Origin of the sequence: Pedobacter anseongensis (assembly GCF_037482965.1) — a bacterium.
Classification (GTDB): Bacteria; Bacteroidota; Bacteroidia; order Sphingobacteriales; family Sphingobacteriaceae; genus Pedobacter; species Pedobacter anseongensis.
The window spans coordinates 1,244,216-1,269,281 of the sequence record NZ_JBBHKB010000001.1; the positions used below are offsets into that span (position 1 = coordinate 1,244,216).

General features: G+C 37.7%; 19 protein-coding genes. 13 read left to right on the plus strand and 6 right to left on the minus strand.

The window, feature by feature from the left end; all coding sequences use genetic code 11:
* Positions 1-2: 2 nt before the first annotated feature.
* Together WG904_RS05490 and WG904_RS05495 are read right to left on the minus strand one after the other, a co-directional pair.
* A complete protein-coding gene (locus tag WG904_RS05490; RefSeq protein ID WP_339578290.1) occupies positions 3-791 on the minus strand; it encodes an alpha/beta hydrolase in 789 nt (262 codons plus the stop codon).
* A 147-nt stretch (positions 792-938) separates the two neighbouring features.
* Positions 939-2,261 carry a D-alanyl-D-alanine carboxypeptidase/D-alanyl-D-alanine-endopeptidase gene (locus WG904_RS05495; protein WP_339578291.1) on the minus strand — a complete coding sequence of 441 codons (1,323 nt, stop codon included), beginning with the start codon at positions 2,259-2,261 and terminating at the stop codon, positions 939-941.
* Positions 2,262-2,313: 52 nt separating this feature from the next.
* Here WG904_RS05495 and WG904_RS05500 point away from each other — a divergent pair, with 52 nt between their 5' ends.
* The 5 genes from WG904_RS05500 to WG904_RS05520 all read left to right on the plus strand — a co-directional run bounded on the left by WG904_RS05500 (position 2,314) and on the right by WG904_RS05520 (position 8,294).
* The gene (locus WG904_RS05500) at positions 2,314-3,567 is read left to right on the plus strand and encodes an aspartyl protease family protein (RefSeq protein ID WP_339578292.1); all 1,254 of its coding nucleotides are present in this window, start codon (positions 2,314-2,316) and stop codon (positions 3,565-3,567) included.
* An 82-nt stretch (positions 3,568-3,649) separates the two neighbouring features.
* Positions 3,650-6,145, plus strand: a complete 2,496-nt coding sequence (locus WG904_RS05505; protein WP_339578293.1) for a zinc-dependent metalloprotease — start codon at positions 3,650-3,652, stop codon at positions 6,143-6,145.
* 46 nt (positions 6,146-6,191) lie between these two features.
* Positions 6,192-7,049 carry a phosphodiester glycosidase family protein gene (locus tag WG904_RS05510; protein WP_339578294.1) on the plus strand — a complete coding sequence of 286 codons (858 nt, stop codon included), beginning with the start codon at positions 6,192-6,194 and terminating at the stop codon, positions 7,047-7,049.
* A complete protein-coding gene (locus WG904_RS05515) occupies positions 7,000-8,016 on the plus strand; it encodes a hypothetical protein (protein ID WP_339578295.1) in 1,017 nt (338 codons plus the stop codon). The genes WG904_RS05510 and WG904_RS05515 overlap by 50 nt, the downstream gene beginning before the upstream one ends.
* 86 nt (positions 8,017-8,102) lie before the next feature.
* Positions 8,103-8,294 (plus strand): cold-shock protein, encoded by a 192-nt coding sequence (locus WG904_RS05520; RefSeq protein ID WP_090993574.1) that lies wholly within the window; start codon positions 8,103-8,105, stop codon positions 8,292-8,294.
* A 254-nt stretch (positions 8,295-8,548) separates the two neighbouring features.
* Here WG904_RS05520 and WG904_RS05525 read toward each other — a convergent pair whose 3' ends face one another.
* On the minus strand, positions 8,549-10,063 hold the full coding sequence (locus WG904_RS05525) for a family 16 glycosylhydrolase (protein ID WP_339578296.1): 1,515 nt from the start codon (positions 10,061-10,063) through the stop codon (positions 8,549-8,551).
* 84 nt (positions 10,064-10,147) lie between these two features.
* Here WG904_RS05525 and WG904_RS05530 point away from each other — a divergent pair, with 84 nt between their 5' ends.
* From WG904_RS05530 to WG904_RS05540, 3 genes are read left to right on the plus strand one after another with little or no spacing between them, the layout of a single operon-like run.
* Positions 10,148-13,447, plus strand: coding sequence for a DUF4175 family protein (locus tag WG904_RS05530; RefSeq protein WP_339578297.1), 3,300 nt, complete (start codon positions 10,148-10,150; stop codon positions 13,445-13,447).
* Positions 13,448-13,484: 37 nt separating this feature from the next.
* Positions 13,485-13,904, plus strand: coding sequence for an rRNA maturation RNase YbeY (ybeY, locus tag WG904_RS05535; RefSeq protein WP_339578298.1), 420 nt, complete (start codon positions 13,485-13,487; stop codon positions 13,902-13,904).
* Positions 13,905-13,909: 5 nt separating this feature from the next.
* Complete coding sequence (locus tag WG904_RS05540) at positions 13,910-15,346, plus strand: serine hydrolase domain-containing protein (protein ID WP_339578299.1); 1,437 nt, start codon at positions 13,910-13,912, stop codon at positions 15,344-15,346.
* Positions 15,347-15,353: 7 nt separating this feature from the next.
* On the opposite strand, the gene WG904_RS05545 is transcribed toward WG904_RS05540, so the two are convergent.
* Complete coding sequence (locus WG904_RS05545; RefSeq protein ID WP_339578300.1) at positions 15,354-16,001, minus strand: PepSY-associated TM helix domain-containing protein; 648 nt, start codon at positions 15,999-16,001, stop codon at positions 15,354-15,356.
* Entirely contained in the window at positions 15,982-17,493 is a 1,512-nt protein-coding gene (locus WG904_RS05550; protein WP_339578301.1) for a DUF2271 domain-containing protein, read from the minus strand. The genes WG904_RS05545 and WG904_RS05550 overlap by 20 nt, the downstream gene beginning before the upstream one ends.
* A gap of 444 nt (positions 17,494-17,937) precedes the next feature.
* Between WG904_RS05550 and WG904_RS05555 the strand changes: the two genes are divergently transcribed.
* The 5 genes from WG904_RS05555 to WG904_RS05575 all read left to right on the plus strand — a co-directional run bounded on the left by WG904_RS05555 (position 17,938) and on the right by WG904_RS05575 (position 24,549).
* Entirely contained in the window at positions 17,938-18,549 is a 612-nt protein-coding gene (locus WG904_RS05555; RefSeq protein ID WP_339578302.1) for a GIN domain-containing protein, read from the plus strand.
* Between the two features lie 147 nt (positions 18,550-18,696).
* Positions 18,697-20,562 (plus strand): ABC-F family ATP-binding cassette domain-containing protein, encoded by a 1,866-nt coding sequence (locus WG904_RS05560; RefSeq protein WP_339578303.1) that lies wholly within the window; start codon positions 18,697-18,699, stop codon positions 20,560-20,562.
* A gap of 1 nt (position 20,563) precedes the next feature.
* The gene (locus WG904_RS05565; protein ID WP_339578304.1) at positions 20,564-20,827 is read left to right on the plus strand and encodes a CBU_0592 family membrane protein; all 264 of its coding nucleotides are present in this window, start codon (positions 20,564-20,566) and stop codon (positions 20,825-20,827) included.
* A gap of 38 nt (positions 20,828-20,865) precedes the next feature.
* The gene (gene mnmG / locus WG904_RS05570; RefSeq protein ID WP_339578305.1) at positions 20,866-22,728 is read left to right on the plus strand and encodes a tRNA uridine-5-carboxymethylaminomethyl(34) synthesis enzyme MnmG; all 1,863 of its coding nucleotides are present in this window, start codon (positions 20,866-20,868) and stop codon (positions 22,726-22,728) included.
* 132 nt (positions 22,729-22,860) lie between these two features.
* Positions 22,861-24,549 carry an Ig-like domain-containing protein gene (locus WG904_RS05575; protein WP_339578306.1) on the plus strand — a complete coding sequence of 563 codons (1,689 nt, stop codon included), beginning with the start codon at positions 22,861-22,863 and terminating at the stop codon, positions 24,547-24,549.
* Here WG904_RS05575 and WG904_RS05580 read toward each other — a convergent pair.
* Positions 24,546-25,058: a gamma carbonic anhydrase family protein gene (locus WG904_RS05580; RefSeq protein WP_339578307.1), complete on the minus strand. Its 513-nt coding sequence runs from the start codon at positions 25,056-25,058 to the stop codon at positions 24,546-24,548. The genes WG904_RS05575 and WG904_RS05580 overlap by 4 nt on opposite strands.
* Positions 25,059-25,066: the final 8 nt, after the last annotated feature.

A 25,066-nucleotide genomic window follows, 5' to 3' on the forward strand; every position in this document is an offset into this window, starting at 1 on the left:
TATTAGTTGATTAGTGTTTTAAAAAATTCGACCTGTTGTTTAATCGATTTGGCCCAATACGCCCCTGTATGTGCTCCGGGTTGAGCGATATAAGTGGCATTTAATTTAAGCTCGTCGCATTTTTGTTTTAAGGCGTTATTAGATTTATAAAAAAAATCGTCAGCTCCGCAATCAAAAATAAAGGGCTTCTTGTTGCCTTTTAACTGATCAATTAGGCCAGTAACAGAATATTTCTGCCACAACTCGCTAGTTGCGGGTGGATTTCCTAAAATTTCCCCTAACCCATATTTGCCAAATCCATCAGAAAGCTGTATTCCTCCACTTGTACTCCCTGCACTTTTAAACAATTCGGGACGTTTAATAAAAAGGTAAAGCGCACCATGACCGCCCATGCTCAAACCACTAATAAATACATTATTTGTATCCATCTTATACTTCGATCTAATATCGGGATAAAGCTCGTCGAAGAAAAAAGACTCGAATTGCATATCGCTTTTTACAGGACTGTTTATATACCAGCTGCTATACAATCCATCCGGACACACGATGATCAATCCATAATCGTTTGCATATTTTTGAGCATCCATAATTTTATTCCATTGCTTATAGTTTCCGCTATAGCCATGTAAAAGAAAAAGTACGGGTAGCTTATCTTTTTGTTGATAATTTTGGGGTTTAAATACCCATGTAGTATCGGGTTTTGCTAGGTTTTTAGTTTTATACACCATCTGGTCTTGCGCAGCAACAGACCAACTAAACAAACATAAAAAGCATACAAGAAGTGATTTCATTCGTAACGTTTAAATTCGGGAACTTGCGCTATTTTTTAACCGCCAAGTTATTCTTTCTCTAAAATCGATAAAAAAAATCACATTATTGCAATTATTTGCTGTTTTGTTTTAAAAACCCGCAGAATACCGCACAACTAATGATGAAAATTAAAAGTTTTCGTGAATGTATGTTATAATCCTAACCATTTCTTTCCTTACATCAGATGTAGGTAATACAAAATTGTTATTCATAAAAGAAAACAAGAAGACTCTCCCTTTCTTGGTGACGACATAGCCACTCTGATTATGATTGTTGGAAAGGCTTCCTGTTTTACCAAAAACAAATGGGGTATCGGTTTTTGGGTAGGCATTTTTTAGCGTACCCGATTTTCCTCCCGCAGGCAATAAGCTAAATAATTTTTTTTGATCATTAACTTCATTGTAAATTAACTCTAACAGCTTGATAATATCTGCAGGGGTAAATAAATTTCCACGCGACAATCCAGAACCATCCACCCATTTCACTTTATCAGGAAGTGTAGATAAATATTGCTTATCGATATAGTTAATTACCTTGCTTGTGTTTAATTCTACACCTAATCTATCTGCATAGGTAAGCAGCAGGTGTTCGGCAATAAAATTATCGCTCGGCAATAACATTTCTTTAAATACCGAATCGCTTTTCATATTAAATATGGTTTTTGCATTTAGCGGCATTTTTAAATCCGAAATCCCAACCAATCTTTTTAGTGTATCCATTAAAAGGTTTACGGTATTGGCTGTCGACACTTTATATGGAATAAATTGGTTTATTTTTTCTGGTATAGCGGTTGTTGGAACTTTAAACACATTTGCGTTAAATTCTCTTTGCACTTTAAATGGCCGGCCATTCATGGTGCTGTCTTTCACAAAACAACTTGCAAAGCTTTGGGGTGAGATTTTCATTTCTCCAGCTTTAACCGAAGTCACCAAAATCATATTATCCATTAAGGGTAATTCATTAATTTCTGGTTGGTAATAATCGTTATAATCGTCCCACTGCCAACCATTGCCATAAAAATCGCCCGTATATCTGCCTGGAGAATAAAATAATTTCTTATTGCTGTTTTTTAAAAAATTTAAAGCTTTTGTTCCTTTCAATTGGGCTTGTAAAAAGGATGGGTCTCCAGTGCCCCAAAAAATTAGCGAATCGCCTCGTTCTATATATCGCAATGAAGGGATAGAATCGGGCACCATCTTTAGTCCAGCATAAAACGTAAACAATTTCGTGTTCGATGCAGGTGTAAAATAGGTGTGGGCATCTTTCTCGAAAATCATCTCCTTTTTATCCTTGTCGTACAGCGCAAAGCCAGTATGGTATTGTCGAATAATTGGGGAATTCTTAAATTCATTGTTTACTTTTCGTGCAATAATCTTATTTGGTGAACAGGCAGCCAAACATATGGCGAGCAAAAAAGCCGAATAAAATAGCTTCTGGAGATGTTTATGCATTTATTAACAAGTTAAATGTAAATTACGAGCCCTAATTTATTAATTTAGTTTTATGAACGGCCGTAGTTGCGTAATAAAATCGACATTTATTACCTCTTTTGTTATATTAATTACGTTACAATTTTGTAGGGTAACCGATGGTTATGCCCAAAAATTTCAATTTGGCTATTCCATAAAAAGAGACGCTATTTCTTTTTATATGGTTAAAAACTTGGTAATCATTCCTCTATTTATAAATGATAAAGGGCCTTATAATTTTATTTTGGATACCGGTGTCGACCCTTTAATCATTACAGATTCGTCTATTGTAGACCAATCCCAACTCGCTAACTTAAGAAGGGTAAAAATTAATGGGGCAGGCGAAGGGGATGAAATAACGGCTTATGTTTCGCAAAAACTTAGCGTCAAAGTTGGAGCGGCATACATGGATCATATCCCAACGGTTATTTTAAAAGAAGACATTTTTAATCTCTCGAGCTTTTTAGGAATGAAAATACATGGTCTGATTGGATATCATTTTTTTAATAGCTTTATAGTTAAAATTAATTACAACCAAAGAAAAGTTTACTTCAGCCTGCCAGAAACCCGGAAAAAAAACAAATGGGATAAACTCGACCTAGAATTCTTTAATAACAAGCCTTACATAAATGTTGATCTAAATGTTCAAGATTTAGGAAAAATAAATGCCAAATTAGTTATTGATTGTGGAGCCAGTCACGCCTTATCACTTGAAGCGTATAAAGAAGCACCATTTCCTTTGCCAACCCCAACTTTTCAGGCTAATTTGGGAGTAGGTTTAGGCGGAAAAATTAATGGAAATATTGGGCGAATTAATTCAATCCAGCTTGGCAAGTTTTATCTTGAAAATGTGATTACAAGTTTCCCCGATTTCAATGATGTAGCAGTAAAAGCCAGACAAAAGCAAAGAACCGGCAATTTAGGTGCAGATATTTTGAAAAGATTTACCGTTATTTTCGACTATCAGGAGAATGCGATGTATCTTAAAAAGAATAGCCACTATAAAGAAGCCTTTGAGCACGATATGTCTGGAATGGAAGTCTTTGTTGACGATAAAATATTTAATAGGGTATTGGTTAGCAGAGTAGAGCCTGCTTCTCCAGCAGAAAGGGCGGGAATTTTACCTAACGACGAAATTCTTTCTATTAACTTCCTAAGAACCAATGAGTATACTTTAGATAATATTACCAATTTATTAAAATCTGAGAATGGGAAAACCATTTTAATTGAGTTTTCTAGAAATGGCAGGGTGTATGTTAAGCTATTAGCCCTAAAACGCAGATTGTAACTTTTTTAACACAATAGCCTTTTCACTAGCCTCCTTTTTAATTTTAACCTCTCATACACACCAAACAAACAATAATAAAAAAATGACTAAAAATGGAAAATTACTAGCTGTTGCTGGAATGGTCTTTTTATGTTCGTTGAGCACAACTGTCTTTGCTCAAAACAAAAAGAAAGCCACACCTCCACCCACAGCAACTCCTGCGGTGACTACAGCACCTGCAGCACCGAAGAAAGAAGGCATTAAACCGTTTTCTGAGGTTATTACCGCGAAAGCAAGAAGTAAAAACGGTTTATTCAAAACGCATAAAGTAGATGATAAATGGTTTTTTGAGATACCCGATTCGATATTAAACAGAGAAATGCTTGTAGTTACCCGCTTGGCTAAAGTTCCAGCGGGCGTAAAAGTTGGCAACCAGCAATACGGTGGCGAAGAGCTTAACGAACAAGTTTGGCAGTGGGAACGACGTGGCAAACAAATTTTTATCCGTGTACCGAGCTTTTCAATTAGAGCCGATAAAAACTCTGATATGTACGAATCGGTTAAAAACTCTAACCTATCTAGCATTTTAGCTGCTTTCGATATTAAAGCCTACAACAAAGATACCTCTGGAGTAGTAATTGATGTGACCGATTTCTATAATGGCGATATAATGGCAATTGGAGCAACCGACCAGCTTAGAAAAGCGTATAAATCGACTGCTTTCGATGCTACACGGTCGTACTTAGATACCATTAAAACATTTCCAATCAACATCGAAGTGGTCACAACCAAAACGTATCGCGCGGCCGAGTCGCCCACTGACAACAGCATTGCCGCTGTTTCATATGAGTTTAACACCTCGATGTTGTTATTGCCAAAAAACCCAGTAAAAGCACGTTTAATGGATGCTCGCGTAGGTTTTTTCGGTCAAGCCCAAACCGACTATGGTACCGACGCCCAAAAAGCAGAGCGCACGGCTTACATACATCGTTGGAATTTAGTTCCTAAAGATACCGCTGCTTATATGCGCGGAGAATTGGTAGAGCCAATTAAGCCAATTGTAATTTATATCGATCCAGCAACACCGAAAAAATGGGTGCCTTATTTAATTAAGGGCATTAACGATTGGCAAGTTGCTTTCGAGGCGGCAGGATTTAAAAATGCCATTATTGGCAAAGAAGCGCCAACACCTCAACAAGATCCAGAGTTTAGCGTAGACGATTCTCGCTATTCAGTAGTGCGTTATTTTGCATCAGATATTGCAAATGCATACGGCCCTCACATTTCGGACCCACGAACGGGCCAAATCTTGGAAACCCATATTGGCTGGTATCATAACGTAATGAACCTATTGAGAAATTGGTTCTTCGTTCAAACTGCCGCAATTAATCCTGAGGCCCGTAAAGCAAAATTCAGCGACAATCAAATGGGCGAATTAATTCGTTTTGTTTCTTCTCACGAAATTGGACACACTCTTGGTTTACCCCACAACTTTGGATCTAGCTATGCCTATCCGGTTGACTCGTTACGATCGAAATCATTCACCGATAAAAATGCTACCGCTCCATCAATTATGGATTATGCTCGTTTTAATTACGTAGCACAGCCTGGAGATGGAGTAGTTAGAATGTTCCCAGGCATTGGCGCTTACGATAAGTGGGCGGTTAAATGGGGTTATACCTGGTTTCCTGGCGGATTATCCGCAGAACAGGAAAAGGAGAAATTGGATGTTTGGACGACAGAAAGAGCTGGGAATCCACTTTATTTCTACGGCCGTCAGGGCAATCCCTACGATCCGCGCGATCAGAGTGAAGACTTAGGCGACAATGCTATGAAAGCAAGTACTTACGGTATTGCTAACTTGAAACGTATTTTACCAAATGTAGAGAAATGGACTTTCGAAAAAGGTAAAGACTTTAGTAACCTAAGCGAAATCTATGGAGAAATAATCGGTCAGTTTAACCGTTACATGGGGCATGTGGCCTTCAACATTGGCGGATTAAGTGAAAACTATAAAACGTACGATCAAGCTGGAGCAGTGTATAACTATGTTTCAAAGGCAAAACAAAAAGAAGCAATTGCGTTCTTTAATCACCAATTATTTACAACGCCGCTTTGGTTAATCAACAGCGAACAGCTAAATAAATTTGATAATGGTACCATGCTTACGCGTATAAAAGCAGTACAAACAAATACGATAAATACGATCTTTAGTACGGCTAGATTGCAAAGAATGTTAGATAACGAGGCAAAAAATGGCGCCAGCGCTTATACCATGCCCGAGTTATTTACCGATGTAAGAGGCACTATCTTTGCTGCGGCCAGACCAGATGCATTTAAGCGTAATTTGCAAAGAGGCTACATCGACAGATTAGGAAGTTTAATGGTCGATGCTCCAGCGCCACAAGGGTTACCCCCAGGCTTTGTATTCACACCGGTTAACATTTCCTTAACCGACATTAGACCTTTGGTAAGAATGGAATTAAAAAAGTTACTGGCAACTGCTAAAACACGTGGTGCAGCGGCTGATGCACTTACAAAGGCCCACTATGAAGATTTGTCCGTAAGAATAAATGATATTTTAAATCCAAAAAAATAAGTAAATAGCCCCAGCGTAAAGTTGGGGTTTTTTATGCATTAAAATTATGAAAAAACCACTTATTAGCATCCTGTTCGTTGCGCTTGGTTATTTTGCCTCTGCTCAAAATAGCGATTCACTATCCCTCGTTAATGCACAATGGGAAAAGCAGAAGCTAGCGCCAAAAACCCGATTAGTCACCCATCATTTTAATCAAAAAGACCTTTTTTTAGCAAATCAATTCATTTCTTATATCGAAATCAATAGGAAAGGAAATGCTCCTCTTTTCGCCTTTGGCAATGAAGTAAAAGTTAAAAAAACCACCTCAACATTTGGGAAAGAGCTAGGTGCTCTTGCGGCCATTAACGGTACATTTTTTGATGTGGCCAAGGGCGGCTCTGTAGATTTTATTAAAATAAATGGCGTGGTGATGAAAGAAAATGCTTTGGGGAAAAACGGACAGAGGGCAAGGCATCAGCAAGCAGCAATTGTATTAAATGAAAAAGGGCAATTATCATTCAAAAAATGGGATAACAGCCCTGATTGGGAAAATAAGTTGCCCGAAAAAGACGTTATGCTTAGCGGGCCATTATTGATGCTTAATAAAGTTGTTGAAGAATTAGATACGACTTCTTTTACCAAAGCTCGCCACCCAAGAAGTGCGATTGGCGTAAAAGCCAATGGAAAAGTAATTTTGCTAACCGTTGATGGACGACTAGATAATTCGGCCGGCCTCAGTTTATTCGAGTTAACAAAAGTAATGCGTTGGCTAGGTTGCGTTAGTGCGATTAATCTAGATGGTGGAGGCTCTACCACACTGTGGGCAGATAAGATGGGTGTAATTAACCATCCATCAGATAACAAAAAATGGGACCATGAAGGAGAGAGAAAAGTTGCAACCGTTGTTATACTCAAAAAGAAATAGTGTGAAGCATTGGGCAAAATTTACATTTCTATTTTTTCTATTTACGGTATCCCTACTTCTATCGTGTGGCGACAGGTCGAAAAAAGATTCAAAAAACCCAGAAAAAGATACTGTAGCTGAACAATCCCCAAATAACCTTACCCTTACTGATGTAAAAGGTATTCGCTTTTATGAAGTAAAACGTAGGTTTAAAAATGGATTATCCTTTAATAAAGATGGTTTTCAGCAAGAACCTTCATGGATTATTGAAGTAAAGAAGCGGGATAGCATTATGGTCTATAGTCCAACAAAGAAAGCATTTGAAACGGTCTATTTACAATTCGACCATGGTAAAGTTTATAATTTTATGCGGGAATTTTTTCGAGTAAAATTAATTACGAAAGATAGTTTGATTTTACAGCGACTTTATGTTGAGGGAAAAATAATTGCTGGCGACGACGATTATCGTTCTGAAGTTTACTCTACTTATTATTCAAAAGATTACATCGAGAAAAAGCTTCATACTACGGCCAGCGAACTACAAAAGCCAACCAGAGCAGATACACTACTAATTAAAGGATTATCAGAAAAAACATATAAAGACCCTTTTAACGAAAAATTTGCATTTGCAGCCAGAAACCCCGTTGTATTTACGCCGTTAAGCCCTTTAATTACGGTTTCGAAGAATAAAAAGAATGAGTTATCAAAGCATAGGGCCGAAGTTTATGAGTATATGTACCCAGAATATTCAGTGGTGATCAATAAATGTTATAAGGCCTTTAACCATGCTATGAACGTAATTGTAGATGCTAACGGAAAAATAGTGGTCAACAAGGTGCATTATGTATTATATCCCGATGCGAAAAAGAGAATGCTCCAAGGCGTTGTTGATGTTTATTTTAAAAATATGCTAAAAGTAACACCGGGAAAAACACTAAATATTCCTCATTCTTCTGAAGTTACTATTTACATCATTGGAAAACTTTAAAATTATATTCGCCAAAAAATGAGGTATTTGCATTTATTAAAATTATAATTTGTACCTTGCACGCTTAATTATTAATACATAATACAATGCAAGAAGGAACAGTAAAATTTTTTAATGTAACTAAAGGTTTCGGATTTATTATCCCTGCAAACGGCGATAGCGAAATTTTTGTACATTCAACAGGCCTTATCGATGAAATTCGTGAAAACGACAAAGTTGAATACGATGTTGAAAGCGGTAAAAAAGGCTTGAATGCCGTTAATGTGAAAGTAATCTAATTATTATCATATTTTACCAAAAACCCCGACATAAATCGGGGTTTTTTTATGGAGTTTATTTTTCAATGCGTTTTTTATTTTGTGTTCTTTTCTCCCAAAGATTTTGCGGATCACGCAGATTCAAAAGATCTAATCGTTGAAGCCTAAGTTTATGAGTGGCGCTACTCTACACTTATTAATGGTTTTAGCGTGACACTAAGACCTAGTTCTTGTGCCTTACATGGTTAAATACTGCAGCGCCAACCGCCAATCGCTTAACGCTGAAACACCCTTACATAATCGACCTTCATCGTTGCCGGGAATATCGTATCATCAATCCCATTCTTTCCGCCCCAGTTTCCGCCAACGGCAACATTTAAAAGCAAATGAAAATTCTGATCAAATGGCCATTCTTCGAAGCCCTTTTTACTGTTTCTGAAGGTAAAATACAGCTGCCCATCTATAAAAAAGTCGATATGCGTTTCGAACCATTCAATTGCATATACATGATAAGCGGTGTATGGGTTCTCTACTTTTAGCGCTTTCCCCACTTGGGTGGCTTTGGTGTGGTTAAATGCTGAAGTGTGTACGGTTCCGTGAACCGAATCTGGCTCATAACCCACATGTTCCATCACATCAATTTCTCCGCTTTTTGGCCAGTTCCCGTATTTCCAATCGGTCGGCAACATCCATATTGCCGGCCATATTCCTGTGCCTTTTGGCAACATTGCCCTTACTTCTAAACGGCCATATTTCCAATCGAATTTTTTACGAGAGGCTATTCTGGCCGATGTATATTTCATTTTTTCCTTGTCTCCCTTTCGAGCAATAATATTCAAAAAACCTCTAACAACATTAGCATTTAGTGTATCTGCATCGGTATAAAACTGCTGTTCATTATTGCCCCATCCAGATCCACCACGATCATAGGTCCAATTTTTTGGATCGGGTAAGCCAGGTGCATTAAATTCATCTGCCCATTTCAATTTCCAGCCTTTGGCTATTGGTGTGCTTTTTATCGTTTCGAAAAGAAGTTCTGGTTCGTTCGTGGTAATATAATCGAATTCATTTGCTAGCAACCATTCCATTTCTGGAACGGTATTAACCGTCCATGCATTTAAGGTAAGACCTTGCTTTTTAGCTGGCCCAATCCAATCGTTTTTTTGAAAAGCCGAAAAATGATAATCTAATCCCGTGAGGTGGTCGGCCTTTACTTTCTCCGGAGCAAAATCGCCATTTAGGTATTGGACTTTCGCATTTGGATCTTTGGCAACCAAATATTCGCAAATATCGTAGCCGAAGCTAATGTATTCTACCCACTGTTCGCATTTAAGTTTTCTTACTAACGCTAAACATCGCTCCGCAAGATAAATATCCCTTTCCTTACCAAGTTTTTGTGGCTTAATTTCAAAAATTAATTTTGTTTTTTTCTGTGCCATCCCTGCTTTTAGATAGGCTTCTGCTGTTGGGATTGGCTCACCATTTGATAATTTTTTTGTCAGTAATTCTGCATACGTTGAGCTGGAAATAGACATGCCCTGAAAAGTAGGGTCGTGATTTACCACCAGAACGCTGTCGAGTGTCATGTGAACATCAAACTCTGACCCATGACAGTTTAGTCGGATTGCCTCATTTAACGAGGCAATAGAGTTTTCAGGAAATTTGTTCTTTTTCCAAGCCCCTCGATGTGCAATAACCTGATTTTTGTTCCACGAGGTTATTGTGTTTTGAGCGCTGGCGTTCGTGTTGATCATAACGATTGTTAAAATCGCAAATACTAATGGTTTCATTTTTGGATTGAGGTATGAGTTTCAAATGTTAAAAGTATGATTTTGACGCCAACTTTATGTCGATTTTTTATTAACTTTATTGCGATGGGTTCTAATTATGATCTTTTAATTAGTAAAATAAACGAGTTTACGCGAAAGTTCTATCTCAACAAACTTCTACGTGGAAGCATTTATGCTGCGGCATGTATTTTGGCTGCTTATCTTTTCTTGTTTTTGTTCATTTACTATTCGCATCCAAGTACAGTAACAAAAACCGTGTTATTCTTCTCTTTTCTAACGCTATCTGTTCTTGCGCTTAGTTTTTGGGTGGTGAAACCTGGCCTTGCCTATTTCAAGCTCGGCAAGAATTTAAGCATAGAACAGGCGGCCAGACTTATTGGTGACCATTTTTTTACCGTTAAAGATAAATTATTAAACACCTTGCAACTTAAGGCGATTGCTGATAATTCTCCGCAAAACAGCGTATTAATAATGGCAGGAATAGATCAGAAAATTAGTGCTTTACGCCCAATTCCATTTTCTAGCGCCATAAATCTAAACGATAATCGTAGACATATAAAGTATCTTCTTATCCCCTTTGCAATTATTTTGGTAATTGGAATTATTGCCCCTCGAATCTTAAGAGAAGGAACCACAAGTTTTATTAGCTACAACAAAGAAATCCTGCCGAAAGCGCCATTTGATTTTGTAGTATTAAACCAAAAGTTAAGCGTTACACAAGGTGATGACTTAACCCTAAACCTGAAATTAACTGGAGATGAGTTTCCTCAAGACCTTTACCTCGAAGATGGGGCAAATACCTATAAGTTAGAGAAAGAGAGCATAAGTAGATTTAACTATACGCTTAAAAATATTCAAAAAAATAAGTCGATACGTTTCTTTGGCGGCGGTTTTAATTCTTCAACCTTTGTCATCGCTGTAAGTCCACGTCCAACTTTATTAAACATGAGTGCAGTGCTAAATTATCCTGCCTACTTGAACCGAAAAAGTGAAGAGCTGAGCAATGTTGGCGATTTACTTATCCCGGAAGGGACAAAAGTAACTTGGCAACTCCACACCGAAAATAGTTCTTCTTTATCTTTTTTACTTCAAAATAAAATCTATCCTTTGGCTATAAATGATAATGTTTCGACGTTTAGCCGCGTAATTAAAAGCAATACCGACTATCGCGTTATTCCAAAGAATTCTTTTGTAAGCGCTACTGATTCGCTAAGCCATCAGATTTCAGTAATTAACGACCAGTTTCCAACGATAGACGTAAGCGAAAGCCCAGATTCGTTAAGTAGCAAAGCCCTTTATTTTTCTGGTGCGATAGCAGATGATTATGGCTTATCTTCCTTAAAATTTAAGTATAGCATTAAAGAAGATGGAAAAACCATTTCCGAAAAAAGCCTGCCTATTGTTATTAAAACAAACCAAATAGAAAATGCTTTTTTCTATTTATGGGATTTAAATGCCATCGACGTAAAACCAGGACAAGTAATTGTTTATTATTTTGAGGTAGCCGATAACGATGGTGTAAATGGTGCAAAGGTATCTCGCTCTGCCATTAAAACCTATCAAGCGCCATCGCAGCAAGAAATTGCGGCAAAATTAGCCGAGGGAAGCGATGCCTTGAAGAAAAAAATGGAGTCGACCATTAAGTTGGCCTCGAGCATAGAAAAGGAAAGCAAGAAGCTAAGTCAGAATTTGCTCGACAAGAAACAACTTACTTTCGAAGATAAAAAGCAGGTAGAACAATTGCTCGACAAGCAAAAACAATTAGAAGAGGCTGTTAAGGACATTAAAAAGCAAAACGAAAAAAACACGTTCAATAAAGAAGAAAATAAAGCTATTAACGACGAGTTAAAAGAGAAGCAAAAACAAATCGATGATTTGTTTAACAACGTTCTCGATGAGAAAACAAAAGAACTGTTAGTGAAATTGCAGCGTTTAATGGAAATGAACAGCAAGGATCAAACACGCGAAGAACTTTCTAAAATGCAAATGGATAACAAGAGCCTAAAAAATGAGCTCGACCGCATTTTAGAGCTCTATAAACAACTCGAATTTGAACAGAACTTACAGAACAAGATTGATCGGTTAAATGAAATGGCCAAGCAGCAAAAAGAATTGAGCCAACAAAGCAAGGACAAGAATACCACAGCGAATGACATTAAGAATAAGCAAGATCAATTAAATAAAGATTTCAAGACCTTACAAAATGAGTTACAGAGGTTAGCCGAAAAAAATCAAGAGCTCGACCGTCCAAATCCCTTCAAAAATCCCGAAAAGGAAACCAATGCAATAGAGAAAAAACAACAAGAAAGTAAAGATCAGCTGAGCAAAAACAATAAGCAAAAAGCGGCTGAAGAGCAAGAAGATGCTGCTGAAGAAATGGAGAAATTAGCTCAGAAAATGAGCGAAGAACAACAAGAGGGTGAGGAACAAGAGTCGAAAGTAAATGCTAAAGAATTGAGGCGCCTGCTAGAAAATTTACTGTCCACTTCTTTTGAACAAGAAAAAGTGATGCTTAGTTTACGAAAAATGACCATCAACGATCCCTCTTATGTGGCCAACGTACAACAACAAAACATTATCAAAGACAATATGAAAACCATTGCCGATAGTTTGTTTTCACTAAGTAAACGGGCTCCTCAAATTCAGAGTACGGTAAACGAAGAGGTTGATAAAATTAATTTTAATATCGAAAAGGCAATCGATCAATTGGGCGATAGACGCACTGGAGAGGCTAATCGTTACCAACAAACGGCCATGACCTCTTTAAACAATTTAGCCCTGATGCTAAATGAGGCGCTCGAACAAATGCAAAAAACGGGAAAGCCCAGTAAAGGCAAAAACAGCATGAAAGATCTTCAAAAAATGCAGGAGCAATTAAATAAAAACATGCAGGAAGCCAAAGAGAAAATGGAGCGGGAGGGCAACAAAGGCACTGTGCCGAAAGGGCAAATGAGCCAACAGTTTGCAGAAATGGCCCGGCAGCAACAGATAATACGCGAAGCTTTACAAAAAATAAACACAGAAGAAAACAAAGACGGCAAGGGGGCTTTGGGAAATCTAAATCAAGCCATCAAAGACATGAAACAGACCGAAACCGATTTAGTGAATAAAACCCTTCATCAAGAAGCCATGGATAGGCAAAAAAATCTGTTAACCAAGTTGATTGATGCCGATAAAGCACAGCGAGAGCAAGATGAGGATTCGAAAAGAGAAAGTAGCGCTGCAAAGGAGTTCCCTCCTTCGTATCAGCAAATGCTTGAAAAATTTAAGAAGCAACAGCAAAGCGAAACCGAACTCATTCAGAAATTACCACCAAACTTAAATTACTATTATAAAAATAAGATTGCCGAATATTTTAAGTTGTTAAATTCGCCCAATAGATAATTATTGTTCCAGCTCGTTATTGACGCCACCTATAAGCATGCCAAAAATCAATTTTTTTACCGAAGACATTAGCTATACGTTAAAGGATAAAACCAAAATTAAATCTTGGATCACTGCAACGATTAAAGAAGAAGGTTATGCTTTAAAAGAATTAAATTTTATCTTCTGCTCAGACACGTATCTACTGCGCATAAACCAAGATTACCTCCAGCACGACGATTATACCGACGTGATAACTTTCGACAACGCAGAAGAGCTTAAAACGATCCTAGGCGATATTTTTATTAGCATAGATAGAATAAAGGAAAATGCTTCACAGTTTAGCACTACCATCGAAACGGAATTATGCCGAGTGATGATTCATGGAACCCTACATTTATTGGGATATAAAGACAAAACGAAGTCGGCCAAAACACAGATGACGGCTAAGGAAGACTATTATTTAGCGAAGTTGTAACTAATATGAAAATCTTTCTTAACAAAAAGCTAAAAAATCTTCTCGTTCTTACTTCGTTTATAGTTGTCCTTGCGGCATGTTCTAAAAAAGACGATATCGGCCCCGGAACCAATCCACCCACGGCTACACTGTCTAGCGCCAAAGAAATCACAAATGTTAACATTTTTAAGTCAGACAATCCCAACCTTACCGGCGATGGTTATGTTTACAGATCTGGCGTAAAACTATACATCACCATTCCTTTAGGTTCAGATCTATCTGCGGTGAAAGTGATTTTTAATGTTTCGGCCAAAGCTAATGTTAAGATAGATGGCCTAACGTTATCAAATAATACGGCAACGCTAGATTTAACGAAAACCATCAATGCAACCGTATCGGCCGAAGATGGCTCTGCTACGGCATACACCATCTTGGCTCAACTTGGCATTAAAGATATGGATGCGATGATCTATCCCTTTATCGAAAAATATGGTATTCCAGCTGCCTCATATGCTATAGGGAAAAATAGCCTAGAAAGCATCGTATACAAGAATGCGAGTGGGTTTTCTAGGACCGAAACCAAAGAACGCGCTACACCAAATCATCTGTTTAGGTTGGCGTCGATGACCAAGCAACACACCGCGATCGCCATCATGAACTTAATACAACAAGGCAAAATTGGCATCAACGACCTCGTTTTTGGGCCAACTGGTTTATTAAAAGCTTCATTTCCTGTCGTTGGTCAGCTCTCGGCAAAAGTAACCGTTAAGCATCTTTTAGAACATACGGGCGGATATACGGGCGATCCCATGTTTAGCGCTGCGAATGTTGGTCAAAGTTTAGACCAGCGTATTCAGGTAATGCTAAATTCTGCTCAAAGTGAGCCGGGTACAAAATATTATTATTACAACATGGGCTATGGCGTACTGGGCAAAGTGATAGAAGTGGTAAGTGGAAAAGACTATGAAACCTATTTAAAAGAAATGTATGCTTCAATCGGCATCACCCGCTTGCGCCTCGCTACGGCTACGGCGGCAAATATCCCGTCAGACGAGGCGGTTTGTTATCCTCAAGGTAATTCAACGGCCTATGGCAACGATATGAATGTAATGAAAGCAGCCGCCGGGGTGGCGGTTACTACAGAAGATCTCTTTAAGATTTTATACGCAGTAGATGGAGGAACACTTAAACCAGACATTTTAAGTACTGCAACCAGAACATTAATGTTCACCCCCTCCGATGCCTTTTCTGGATATGCCAAAGGTTGGAGAACTAACCACACCTTGTTTTCTGGCTTTTACCATGGTGGAAATTTAGCCGGAACAGGTACTTTTTGGATTTACGGAACCGAATATAGCGTTGCCGTTTTACTAAATTCGAGAAATAACGACGATGCTTTCGACGCGGATTTAATTGTACTTACGAACAACCTGATGAAAAAAGCAAAAGAATTAGGTTTATAAGTACATGCTATGGCACAAATAGTACATAAATTAAATAGCAAAGCAACAACCCTACAACTCCGGTAATAAATCCTGCTAAACGCTTTTTCTTAATAAAACACAATAAAATTAACCCGCTAAGTGAGACCAGAATTAAAAAAACGGCCGAAAGGTCTATTATCCACCCCCATCCCTTTCCCGAATCTCTACCTTTATGGAGGTCGTTCATCACGGCCATAATGCCCATTTTAACTTCTGAAAGCTCGTAAGCGCCTGTTTCTCGGTTAATAAATGCATCGCAAGAATAAGCTGGCCCTTTTAATGAAACACTTACCTCACCATCATCTATACGCACTTCGCTTACGGCTCCCTTAACTTGGTAAGTTTTTCTTAAAAACTCTACAATTTCCAGCTTGGCAATTTTGTTGGTGTCGGGATTATTCACCCATTTCGCATTCAGCTTACCCTTATTTTTAACGATCACCTGCGTCTCGCCACCAAACCACGACGGGTGATTGAGCGTTAAACCTGTAAACGAAAAAAATAGCACAACAGCAAAACTCACCATCGAGAGGTAGATATGGAGCCATCTGGATAACTTGGCGACTTCTTTTTTCGGAGCTTTCTTCTTTGAAGCTCTTGCACTTGTGCCGGTGCTATTTTTTACGGAATTCAAAAGTTACGTTTGAGATTTCAACATTTCCTGCATTTGTTACTTTTTGTGGCGCCTTTTTTAACTCCATAGGTTGGCGGATAATTTCGTCTGTTCCGTGTTCTTTAGAACTTTCTATCAGTATCGTATAGTTCCCTTGTGGGACATAATTTCCTTTATCGTCTTTTCCGTCCCATTTTATCGTATATTTTCCAGGAGAACGTGTTGCTCCTGTTACCGATACGTAGGTTTCCTTATCCGCTTTAAAGCGATCGCCATTAATTCGGTACCAGTTCCGTAAATCAGGGACCCATTTTGTTTTGTTATACCACAAGGCAAGGTTACGTACGGGCTGTTTGCTTTCATTTTCTACCCATATTGCTGCAAATGGGCGGTGACTATTGCCTGCAATGGCATTTAATTCGAAAGTGATTGATAATTCGTGTTTAGCATCCCATAGTTTTTCATCCGCAGCCCTTCCTAGATTAACCATTTTCTTGACTTCTTTGCTAGAGGGATCAATCAATTTTTCCCATCCTTTACTTTCTATTCTTTTACCTGATGATGTAATGATCAAATATTCGGCGCCTTTTACCGTTTCTGCTAATGCTTTACTTTCTGCTATCGATAACACATTAAATGCTGTGGCTAAAGCACCTGCATCAGTAGCATTTGGAGCGATAACGGTAGCGCTAATTACTCCATCAACGGGCTTTCCGGTACGGGGGTCTATGATGTGAGAATACCAATTTTTGCCAATTTGCTCGCCTCTACGATAATTTCCGCTAGTAGCCACCGCTCTATTACTCACCAAAAGCTGATCGAGCGGCGCATCATTTTCTGCATTTGCTCGCGGATTTGTCACCCTCACCACGTCGTTAACATCACCTTTAATTACCAAATCGCCACCAATATTTACTACTGCAGCAGTAACGCCTGAGGCAGCCAGTGCAGCATCGCATGCCTGGTTAATGATATAACTTTTAGCAAAGGTATTCATCACCAGAGGGGCACTACTTAAACGAGTAGCTGTTAAATCATGTTCGTTTAATAGATAATGCGTTTGCTTCATTGTAGAAACAGCGGCATTAAGTTCGGCCTTAGTAGGTAATTTCTGATTTTTGGAAGCGTCTTCCCACAAGGTAGTGGCCACTGCCGCCGATGCATCAAGCGCTCCATTTGTGCGTTTCTTCCAGTTTTCAAAAAGCTGAAGCATATCGAAAAGTTCTGAAGAAACTTTAACGGGCTTATTCAAGTCATTCTTCATCCAACGACTAAACTCACTATTTGCATCATAGGCACTAAAAATAGCCGAAAGCCTTTCTATTTCCCTTAATGCGGCATGTTCAGCATTTTCGGCATCAGCTTCTGATGAACTTGTAATTTTAAACGCTAAAGACGTACCCAAAACGTTCTCGTAGTTAGAAACGTATAAGCGGGTATTTTTGGCTTTTTTGTAGTTTGGCTGCGTGCCTATTAATAGAAGCCCGGTAAGGATTGAAGCAATAATCTTCATTATGGTTATAATTTTTAGATCTAAAGAAACACAAATGTAGCGTCTTAATCTGAGTTTATATTTAGTATGACCCAATTTTTTACTTAAAGTTTAAGGAGGTGTTGCCTTATTTTTTCGCAGTTAACGGAGGTAAATATTCGGGTGCTATGTAGCTTGTTAAGGTTAAGACCAATCTACATCATTTGCAGAAACCACGAGCTAAGCAATCTATATTATTGTTCGCCGCTTAAAGATTGCGCAAAGAACTTGCTGTCTAAGATTTCATGGCGGTGCTTATGCCCGTTGGTCGAAAGATTATGGGCGTTGGTCGAGAGTTGGCCCCTGATGGTATAATACAGCAAAATTGAATGCAACCTTTTATCCTTTAACTCGTCTTATATACGAAACCAGCCTAATAACAGGCGGTTATCACAAATAAAAATAAAGAAAATAAAAAATAAAGACATGAAAACTTCTATCAAAACCATAATCGCAGCAACATTAACATTAGTAGTACTAACAAGCGCTACTTTAACTACAAAAGCAGACAACGGTGCAGTAACAGTGTTATCAGACGTAAAAAAAGTAAACAAAATTAACGTATCGGGTAATGTAGAATTAATTTTAGTTAAAAGTAAGGAAGAGCATGTTAAAGTATATGATAACTATTATGCTAAAAATGCACTGGTTCAACAAAAAGATGGCACATTAAGGATTAGTTCTTATGAAAACCAACCCTTAATTGTTGTTGTATACGTTAACAACTTAAGCTCAATCACTGCATCAGACAACGCAATCGTTAGAACTAGTGGTAAATTCAGCGCATTAGATCTTGATGTTAATCTTAACGATAATGCTAAAGCAATATTAAATACAAACACGATTAGCTTAAATACAAGTGTAAATGGAAATGGAGAGTTAACCCTAACAGGTTCTACTTTAGCGCACACTGCATTAGTTAACAGTTCTTCGAAAGTGAACATGAACGATTTTACAGCCGAAAGTTCAAACATCCGTTCTCAAAATGCAATTGCTGCTTCAACTTTTAAATCATTAGCTACTGCAATTGCTGAATAATTAATACACACAATCAATCATAAATTTAGTTTAGTTTAGTTTAAAAATGCGGGTGGATGTCCGCATTTTTTATGCAATAAAGAATCGCCATCAAATTTATCCTTACTTTTGTTTAATTTCTTATTAGATAAATCTTTAAAAACTACTTTGAGTACACTAATAGCAGCTGAGGGCTTAGGCCATGGATACCATGATGAATGGCTTTTCAAAAATTTAACTTTAGGTATTAATCCTGGTCAACGCGTGGCCCTGGTTGGTATTAACGGTGCGGGAAAAAGCACCCTTTTAAAACTACTTGCCGAGCGATTTTTACCTCTTGAAGGAAAAATTGTGAAGAACAAATCGGTTAAAATTGGATTTTTAGACCAAGAGCCTTCGTTTCCTGATGGCTATTCGATTAGCGATTTTATTTTTTCTTTAGAGAATAAACAGCAACAGCTGATTAAAGAATATGAAGAATTGATTGAAGACCCTAATCCCGACGAGAGAACATTAAATCGTTTATATGAAGAATTAAGTGAGCATAACGCTTGGGAGTATGAGCACGAGATCAAAACTATTCTGAGTAGAATGGGAATCAATCATTTACAACAAAAAATAGATACACTTTCTGGTGGACAAAAAAAACGTTTGGCGCTTGCGAAACTATTGATAGAAGATCCTGAAATTTATGTGCTAGATGAGCCAACCAACCACTTGGATATTGATACGATTGAATGGCTAGAAAAATTATTAACCTCTGGAAATAAAACAATCCTATTGGTAACGCACGATCGTTACTTTTTAGATAATGTATGCAACACAATCGTTGAATTAGATCGCGGTAAAATTTATAATTATAATGGAAACTATGCCTACTTCTTAGAAAAGAAATCTGAAAGAGAGGCGGCAGATGACAGTACATTTCAAAAGAACAAGAATCTATTAAAAAAGGAATTAGAGTGGATGAGGCGCATGCCAGCGGCACGTACAGTTAAATCTCAATCTAGAATTGATTCGTTTTATGATTTGGAAGAGAAAACCAAACAACGAACTGAAAATCAAAAAGTTACGCTAAATGTTAAGATGTCACGCCAAGGGAACAAAATCCTTGAGTTAAACGGGATTGGACAAACATTTGATGATAAAAAGATTATCACTAATTTTTCTTATGTTTTTAAACGTGGGGATAGAATTGGTTTAGCTGGAAAAAATGGAACGGGAAAATCGACTCTTTTAAATATAATCACCGGTTTTTTAAAGCCCGAAAAAGGAACTGTTGATGTTGGAGATACCACAGTTTATGGGTATTATAAACAAGGCGGTTTAGCCTTTAATGAAAAAGAAAGGGTTATTGACATTGTAAAGTCTGATGCAGAATACATTAAAATGGCTGATGGTCAAACCATCTCCGCTTCTGCCCTATTAACACTCTTTCTTTTTCCGCCAAAAAAACAACACGGTATGGTGGAGAAATTAAGTGGTGGAGAAAAGAAACGCTTGCACCTTATGAAGGTGCTAATGCAAAACCCTAACTTTTTAATTCTAGATGAGCCAACAAATGATTTAGATATAGATACACTAAATGTACTAGAAGAATTTCTAGAAAATTTTCCGGGTGTCTTAATTTTGGTTTCTCACGATCGATACCTTTTAGATAAAATGAGTGAGCAATTATTTATTATGGAGGGTGATGGCGGGGTTAGTGTTTATAATGGAAATTATTCTGAATATCGTATTAGTTTAGATACCGCAAAAGAAGCTCCAATAATTAAAGTTAAGGCAAAAGAAGCACTGTCTACAAACACGGTAAAAAAACTTACGTTTAAAGAGCAAAAAGAGCTTGATGAAATTGAAGAGACGGTTGCAGAAAAAGAAAATGAAATTGAAGAATTAACAAAGTTATTAAACGAAATAAACACAACAGATTATAAAAAAATTCAGGAAACAGCCTCTTTAATAGAAAAGCATACTGCTGAACTTGAAAAAATCATGGAGAGATGGGTAGAATTATCTGAAAAAACAAATGCTTAACATGGAAACCACAGACCTAATTGCAACTCTTGGAGTAAGTCTTTTATTGATTGCTTTTTTCCTTCAGAGTTTTAAATTTATTAAAGCCGAAAGCTATATATATTGCTTGCTGAATTTGTTAGGCGCAGCAATTGCAGGATATGCGTCGTGGTTAATTCCTTTTATTCCTTTTGTTGTATTAGAAGGTGTTTGGTGCTTAGTTGCGTTATTTGGATTAATAAAACTTTATACTTCGCAAAATGTTTCACGTGAAACAGAGCGATAATTAAAAAGAAGTGTTTCACGTGAAACAGAAAATATACTATGTTTAAAGAATATGATGTTATAGTTGTTGGAGCTGGTCACGCAGGTTGCGAAGCAGCCGCCGCCGCCGCAAACCTCGGCTCGTCGGTTTTACTGGTTACCATGAACATGGAAACCATTGCGCAAATGAGTTGTAACCCAGCAATGGGCGGTGTGGCCAAGGGACAAATTGTGCGAGAAATTGATGCTATGGGTGGCTATTCTGGAATTATTGCCGACAAAACCACGCTTCAATTTAGAATGCTAAACCTCTCGAAAGGACCAGCAATGTGGAGTCCACGCGCACAAAATGATAGAAAGAGGTTTGCCGAAGAGTGGCGCTTAGCACTAGAAAAAACTCCTAACGTAGACTTTTGGCAAGAAATGGTTGGAAGCTTACTGATTAAAAACAATACCGTTGTTGGTGTAAAAACAGCGCTCGGCGTAGAGATAAAAGGAAAGTCGGTGGTATTAACAAACGGCACTTTTTTAAACGGATTAATACATATTGGAGAAAAAAAGTTTGGCGGTGGCCGTACCGGAGAAAAGGCCGCTACAGGCTTAACCGAACAGCTAAGTACACTTGGATTTGAGGCTGGCCGCATGAAAACGGGTACGCCGCCTCGAGTAGATGGCAGATCGTTAGATTATTCTAAAATGGAGGAACAATGGGGAGATGAAAACCCCGGGCGCTTCTCTTATACTAATGTAGAGCGACCAAAAGAACAACGCTGTTGTTGGATAACTTATACAAATACGCATGTTCATGAAACGTTAAAAGAAGGTTTCGAAAAATCTCCAATGTTTACTGGCCGAATTAAAGGGTTGGGGCCACGGTATTGTCCGTCTATTGAAGACAAAATAAATCGCTTTGCAGAGCGAGAAAGACATCAAATTTTTGTTGAACCCGAAGGATGGAACACCTGCGAAATTTATGTTAATGGGTTTTCTACCTCATTACCAGAAGACATCCAATATAAAGCATTACAGCAGATCCCTGGTTTCGAAAACGCTAAAATGTTCAGGCCCGGTTATGCCATAGAATACGACTATTTTCCACCTACCCAACTATCTCTCACCTTAGAAACGAAATTAATCAGCAACCTCTTCTTTGCTGGCCAAATAAATGGCACAACAGGATACGAAGAGGCTGCTAGTCAAGGCTTTATAGCAGGAATTAATGCGCATTTAAAGGTAAAAGATAAACCTGAACTTATCATGAAGCGCTCTGAATCTTATATTGGTGTATTAATAGACGACCTCGTAACCAAGGGTACCGAAGAGCCTTACAGAATGTTTACGTCTAGAGCAGAGCATCGTTTGTTGTTAAGACAAGATAATGCCGACATTCGCCTCTCTCCTATTGCGCATCAACTCGGATTAATTAGTGATGAACGCTTAGCGGTCGTTCAACAAAAAGTTGAGAACTCAGATGCTATCGTCGCTTTTACCAAGAAACAGGGTATCGATATGAATAGCGCCAACGATTTATTATCAAGCTTAGGTACTTCAACCCTAAATCAAAACGTTAAGTTGTTTAATGTACTAAGCAGGCCGCAGGTTGGCATTGAAGACATTAGAAAAGTAAGTCCCGATTTTAACAACCTGCTTAATAATTTTGATAAAGAAACGGTAGAGCAAGCTGAAATTAAAATTAAGTACGAAAGCTATTTCGAAAAGGAAAATGAAATTGTAAACAAAATGCAGAAAATGGAAGACAAGGCTATTCAACCCGATTTTGATTACACAAAACTCCTTTCCTTATCGAAAGAAGCACGAGAAAAATTGTTAAAGATAAAGCCACGGACTTTAGGACAGGCCTCTCGGATTTCAGGAGTATCACCATCCGATATTTCCGTTTTAATGGTGCACATTACAAAATAAATTATAAACCATTGAAAAACAAAAGGTTAAGAGATTTTGGTTTTGACTTAAAATAAAGCCCTAAAATCGATTATTTTTGTTTTTTAATAATAATGGTCGAAAGACAATGAAAGTTTAACTGGCATTATATAAATGAGCGAAAACGCAAATTACTCAACAAAGCATTTTTTTAAGTACATTATTTTTATTGCTGTCTGCATTTATGGCTGCGCCAGCATGCGCGCGCCCGAAGGGGGACCAGTTGATAAAACTCCTCCTAAGGTTTTAAAAATGGAGCCGAAAAATTTAACAACCAATTTTACGCAAAAAAAAATTGAAATCACTTTCGATGAATACTTCAATATCCAAAATGAAGCGAGAGAGTTTTCGATATCCCCAGAACAAGAGCGCCCTCCTCTCCTAAAGAAAGACCAGAAAAAATTGGAAATCATATTTCAAGATAGTTTAGAAAAAAACACAACCTATACGTTGAATTTTGGAAACGCCATTGTTGATGTGAACGAATCGAATGCCTTAAAAAATTTAACTTACGCTTTTTCTACAGGGCCATTCCTAGATTCGCTAAGCATAAGTGGCCGCGTAATAAGCACCTTAACCGGAAAACCCGTACTAGATGCTACAGTCTTTATTATCCCGCTTGCGAGAGATTCTATTTTCGGAAAAAAGAAAGCATCAATCTCTACCTCAACAGACAGTAGCGGACTTTATTCTTTAAACAACCTTAAAAAAGATACCTATAAAATTTATGCGTTAAAAGAAAATGGAGGTGATAAAATTTATCAGCAACGATCAGACGAAATCGGATTCATTAAAGAACCTATCATTTTAACGAAAAACCTTGATAGCATTAATCTCGGTCTCTTTAAAGAATTAGCTCAAGACTTTCGCATCCTAGATAAAAAACTGAATCAAGATGGAAGTATAAACATGATCTTCAATCAGAGACTAATTAAACCAGAAGTCAATATTCTTAACAATAAATCTGTTGATGATACAAAGATTTTTCGTTTCAGTAAAACAAACGACTCACTAAAAATGTGGCTTCAAGATTTAACTTTCGATTCGATAGAAGTAGTGCTAAAAAGTAATGGGAAAGCGCTCGACACCGTCCAATTTAATAGAGAAAAAAAAGACACCTATACTCGCATTATACAGCAAACTGATAATATAGAGGCCGGCGTCCTTAATCCTTTTCGCCCCTTTAAGCTGAACTTTAATTTTCCTATTGAGAAAATAGACGTCACGAAAATAAAATTAACCGAAGATAGTATCCCAAAGACCAACTTTACCGTTACAAAAGATAGTACCAATGTACTCGCCTGTAATTTCAATTATCCCTGGAAAAAGAAAGCAAATTATGTAATTACTTTCGAGGAAGGCGCTATAACTGCAATTTTTGGTGTTAAAAATAAACCAATACGTAAGTTGTTACGTCTAGGTAGTGCCGATGATTATGGCTCTTTTATATTTAAAGTCCAAGTTCCAGATAGCACTAAAAGCTATATTCTCGAGGTTTTAAATGATAAGAAAGTGGTTATTTCGAGCGAAATAATCACCAAAAATAAATCTATTACCTACTCAAACTATAAAGTAGGCTCTTACTTCACTCGAGTTATTTACGACGAAAACAAGAATGGTCTTTGGGATACTGGTAATTTAACATTAGGAACACAACCAGAACCTATTTATAACCATCCTGAAGAACGAACCGTTCGAGCAAATTTTGTGGTTTCCTTGGTTTATGAAATTCCGCCCCCTCCAAATGCGTCAGCTAATCGAATAGCCGACGAAAAGCCGCCTACCGAAAAACTAAAAAATTAAAGGGTAAACCAACCCGAATACATCATATAATTATCTGGTAATTTCATTAGTAAAGCCCTTTGCTCATCGGTAATGGGCTTTATTTTTTTAGCAGGTGTTCCGGCATATAAAAATCCACTTTCACAAAGGGTATTTTCGAGCACAACAGATCCCGCAGCAATAATACAAAACTCTTCAATTACAGCATGATCCATTACAATTGCCCCCATTCCAATAAGCACATGGTCTTTAACTACACAGCCATGCACAATGGCATTGTGTCCAACTGAAACACGATTACCAATATGAGTTGAAGCTTTAAGATACGTAGCGTGTATAATAGCTCCGTCTTGTATATTACTTTCGTTACCAATGGTGATAGCATTTACATCTCCCCTCACCACGGCATTAAACCAAATGGAACACTTATGTCCTATAACTACATCGCCAACAATAGTGGCATTAGGCGCAATAAAACAATCATCTCCAAACTTCGGGTGTACTTCTTTAACTGGTAGTATAATCGGCATATCTTTTT

Bases quoted from the DNA above. Each gene is read 5' to 3' on its own strand.
- WG904_RS05490 (WP_339578290.1), bottom strand. From the start codon at position 791: ATGAAATCACTTCTTGTATGCTTTTTATGTTTGTTTAGTTGGTCTGTT.
- WG904_RS05495 (WP_339578291.1), bottom strand. From the start codon at position 2,261: ATGCATAAACATCTCCAGAAGCTATTTTATTCGGCTTTTTTGCTCGCC.
- WG904_RS05500 (WP_339578292.1), top strand. From the start codon at position 2,314: ATGAACGGCCGTAGTTGCGTAATAAAATCGACATTTATTACCTCTTTT.
- WG904_RS05505 (WP_339578293.1), top strand. From the start codon at position 3,650: ATGACTAAAAATGGAAAATTACTAGCTGTTGCTGGAATGGTCTTTTTA.
- WG904_RS05510 (WP_339578294.1), top strand. From the start codon at position 6,192: ATGAAAAAACCACTTATTAGCATCCTGTTCGTTGCGCTTGGTTATTTT.
- WG904_RS05515 (WP_339578295.1), top strand. From the start codon at position 7,000: ATGAAGGAGAGAGAAAAGTTGCAACCGTTGTTATACTCAAAAAGAAAT.
- WG904_RS05520 (WP_090993574.1), top strand. From the start codon at position 8,103: ATGCAAGAAGGAACAGTAAAATTTTTTAATGTAACTAAAGGTTTCGGA.
- WG904_RS05525 (WP_339578296.1), bottom strand. From the start codon at position 10,063: ATGAAACCATTAGTATTTGCGATTTTAACAATCGTTATGATCAACACG.
- WG904_RS05530 (WP_339578297.1), top strand. From the start codon at position 10,148: ATGGGTTCTAATTATGATCTTTTAATTAGTAAAATAAACGAGTTTACG.
- ybeY (WP_339578298.1), top strand. From the start codon at position 13,485: ATGCCAAAAATCAATTTTTTTACCGAAGACATTAGCTATACGTTAAAG.
- WG904_RS05540 (WP_339578299.1), top strand. From the start codon at position 13,910: ATGAAAATCTTTCTTAACAAAAAGCTAAAAAATCTTCTCGTTCTTACT.
- WG904_RS05550 (WP_339578301.1), bottom strand. From the start codon at position 17,493: ATGAAGATTATTGCTTCAATCCTTACCGGGCTTCTATTAATAGGCACG.
- WG904_RS05555 (WP_339578302.1), top strand. From the start codon at position 17,938: ATGAAAACTTCTATCAAAACCATAATCGCAGCAACATTAACATTAGTA.
- WG904_RS05565 (WP_339578304.1), top strand. From the start codon at position 20,564: ATGGAAACCACAGACCTAATTGCAACTCTTGGAGTAAGTCTTTTATTG.
- mnmG (WP_339578305.1), top strand. From the start codon at position 20,866: ATGTTTAAAGAATATGATGTTATAGTTGTTGGAGCTGGTCACGCAGGT.
- WG904_RS05575 (WP_339578306.1), top strand. From the start codon at position 22,861: ATGAGCGAAAACGCAAATTACTCAACAAAGCATTTTTTTAAGTACATT.
- WG904_RS05580 (WP_339578307.1), bottom strand. From the start codon at position 25,058: ATGCCGATTATACTACCAGTTAAAGAAGTACACCCGAAGTTTGGAGAT.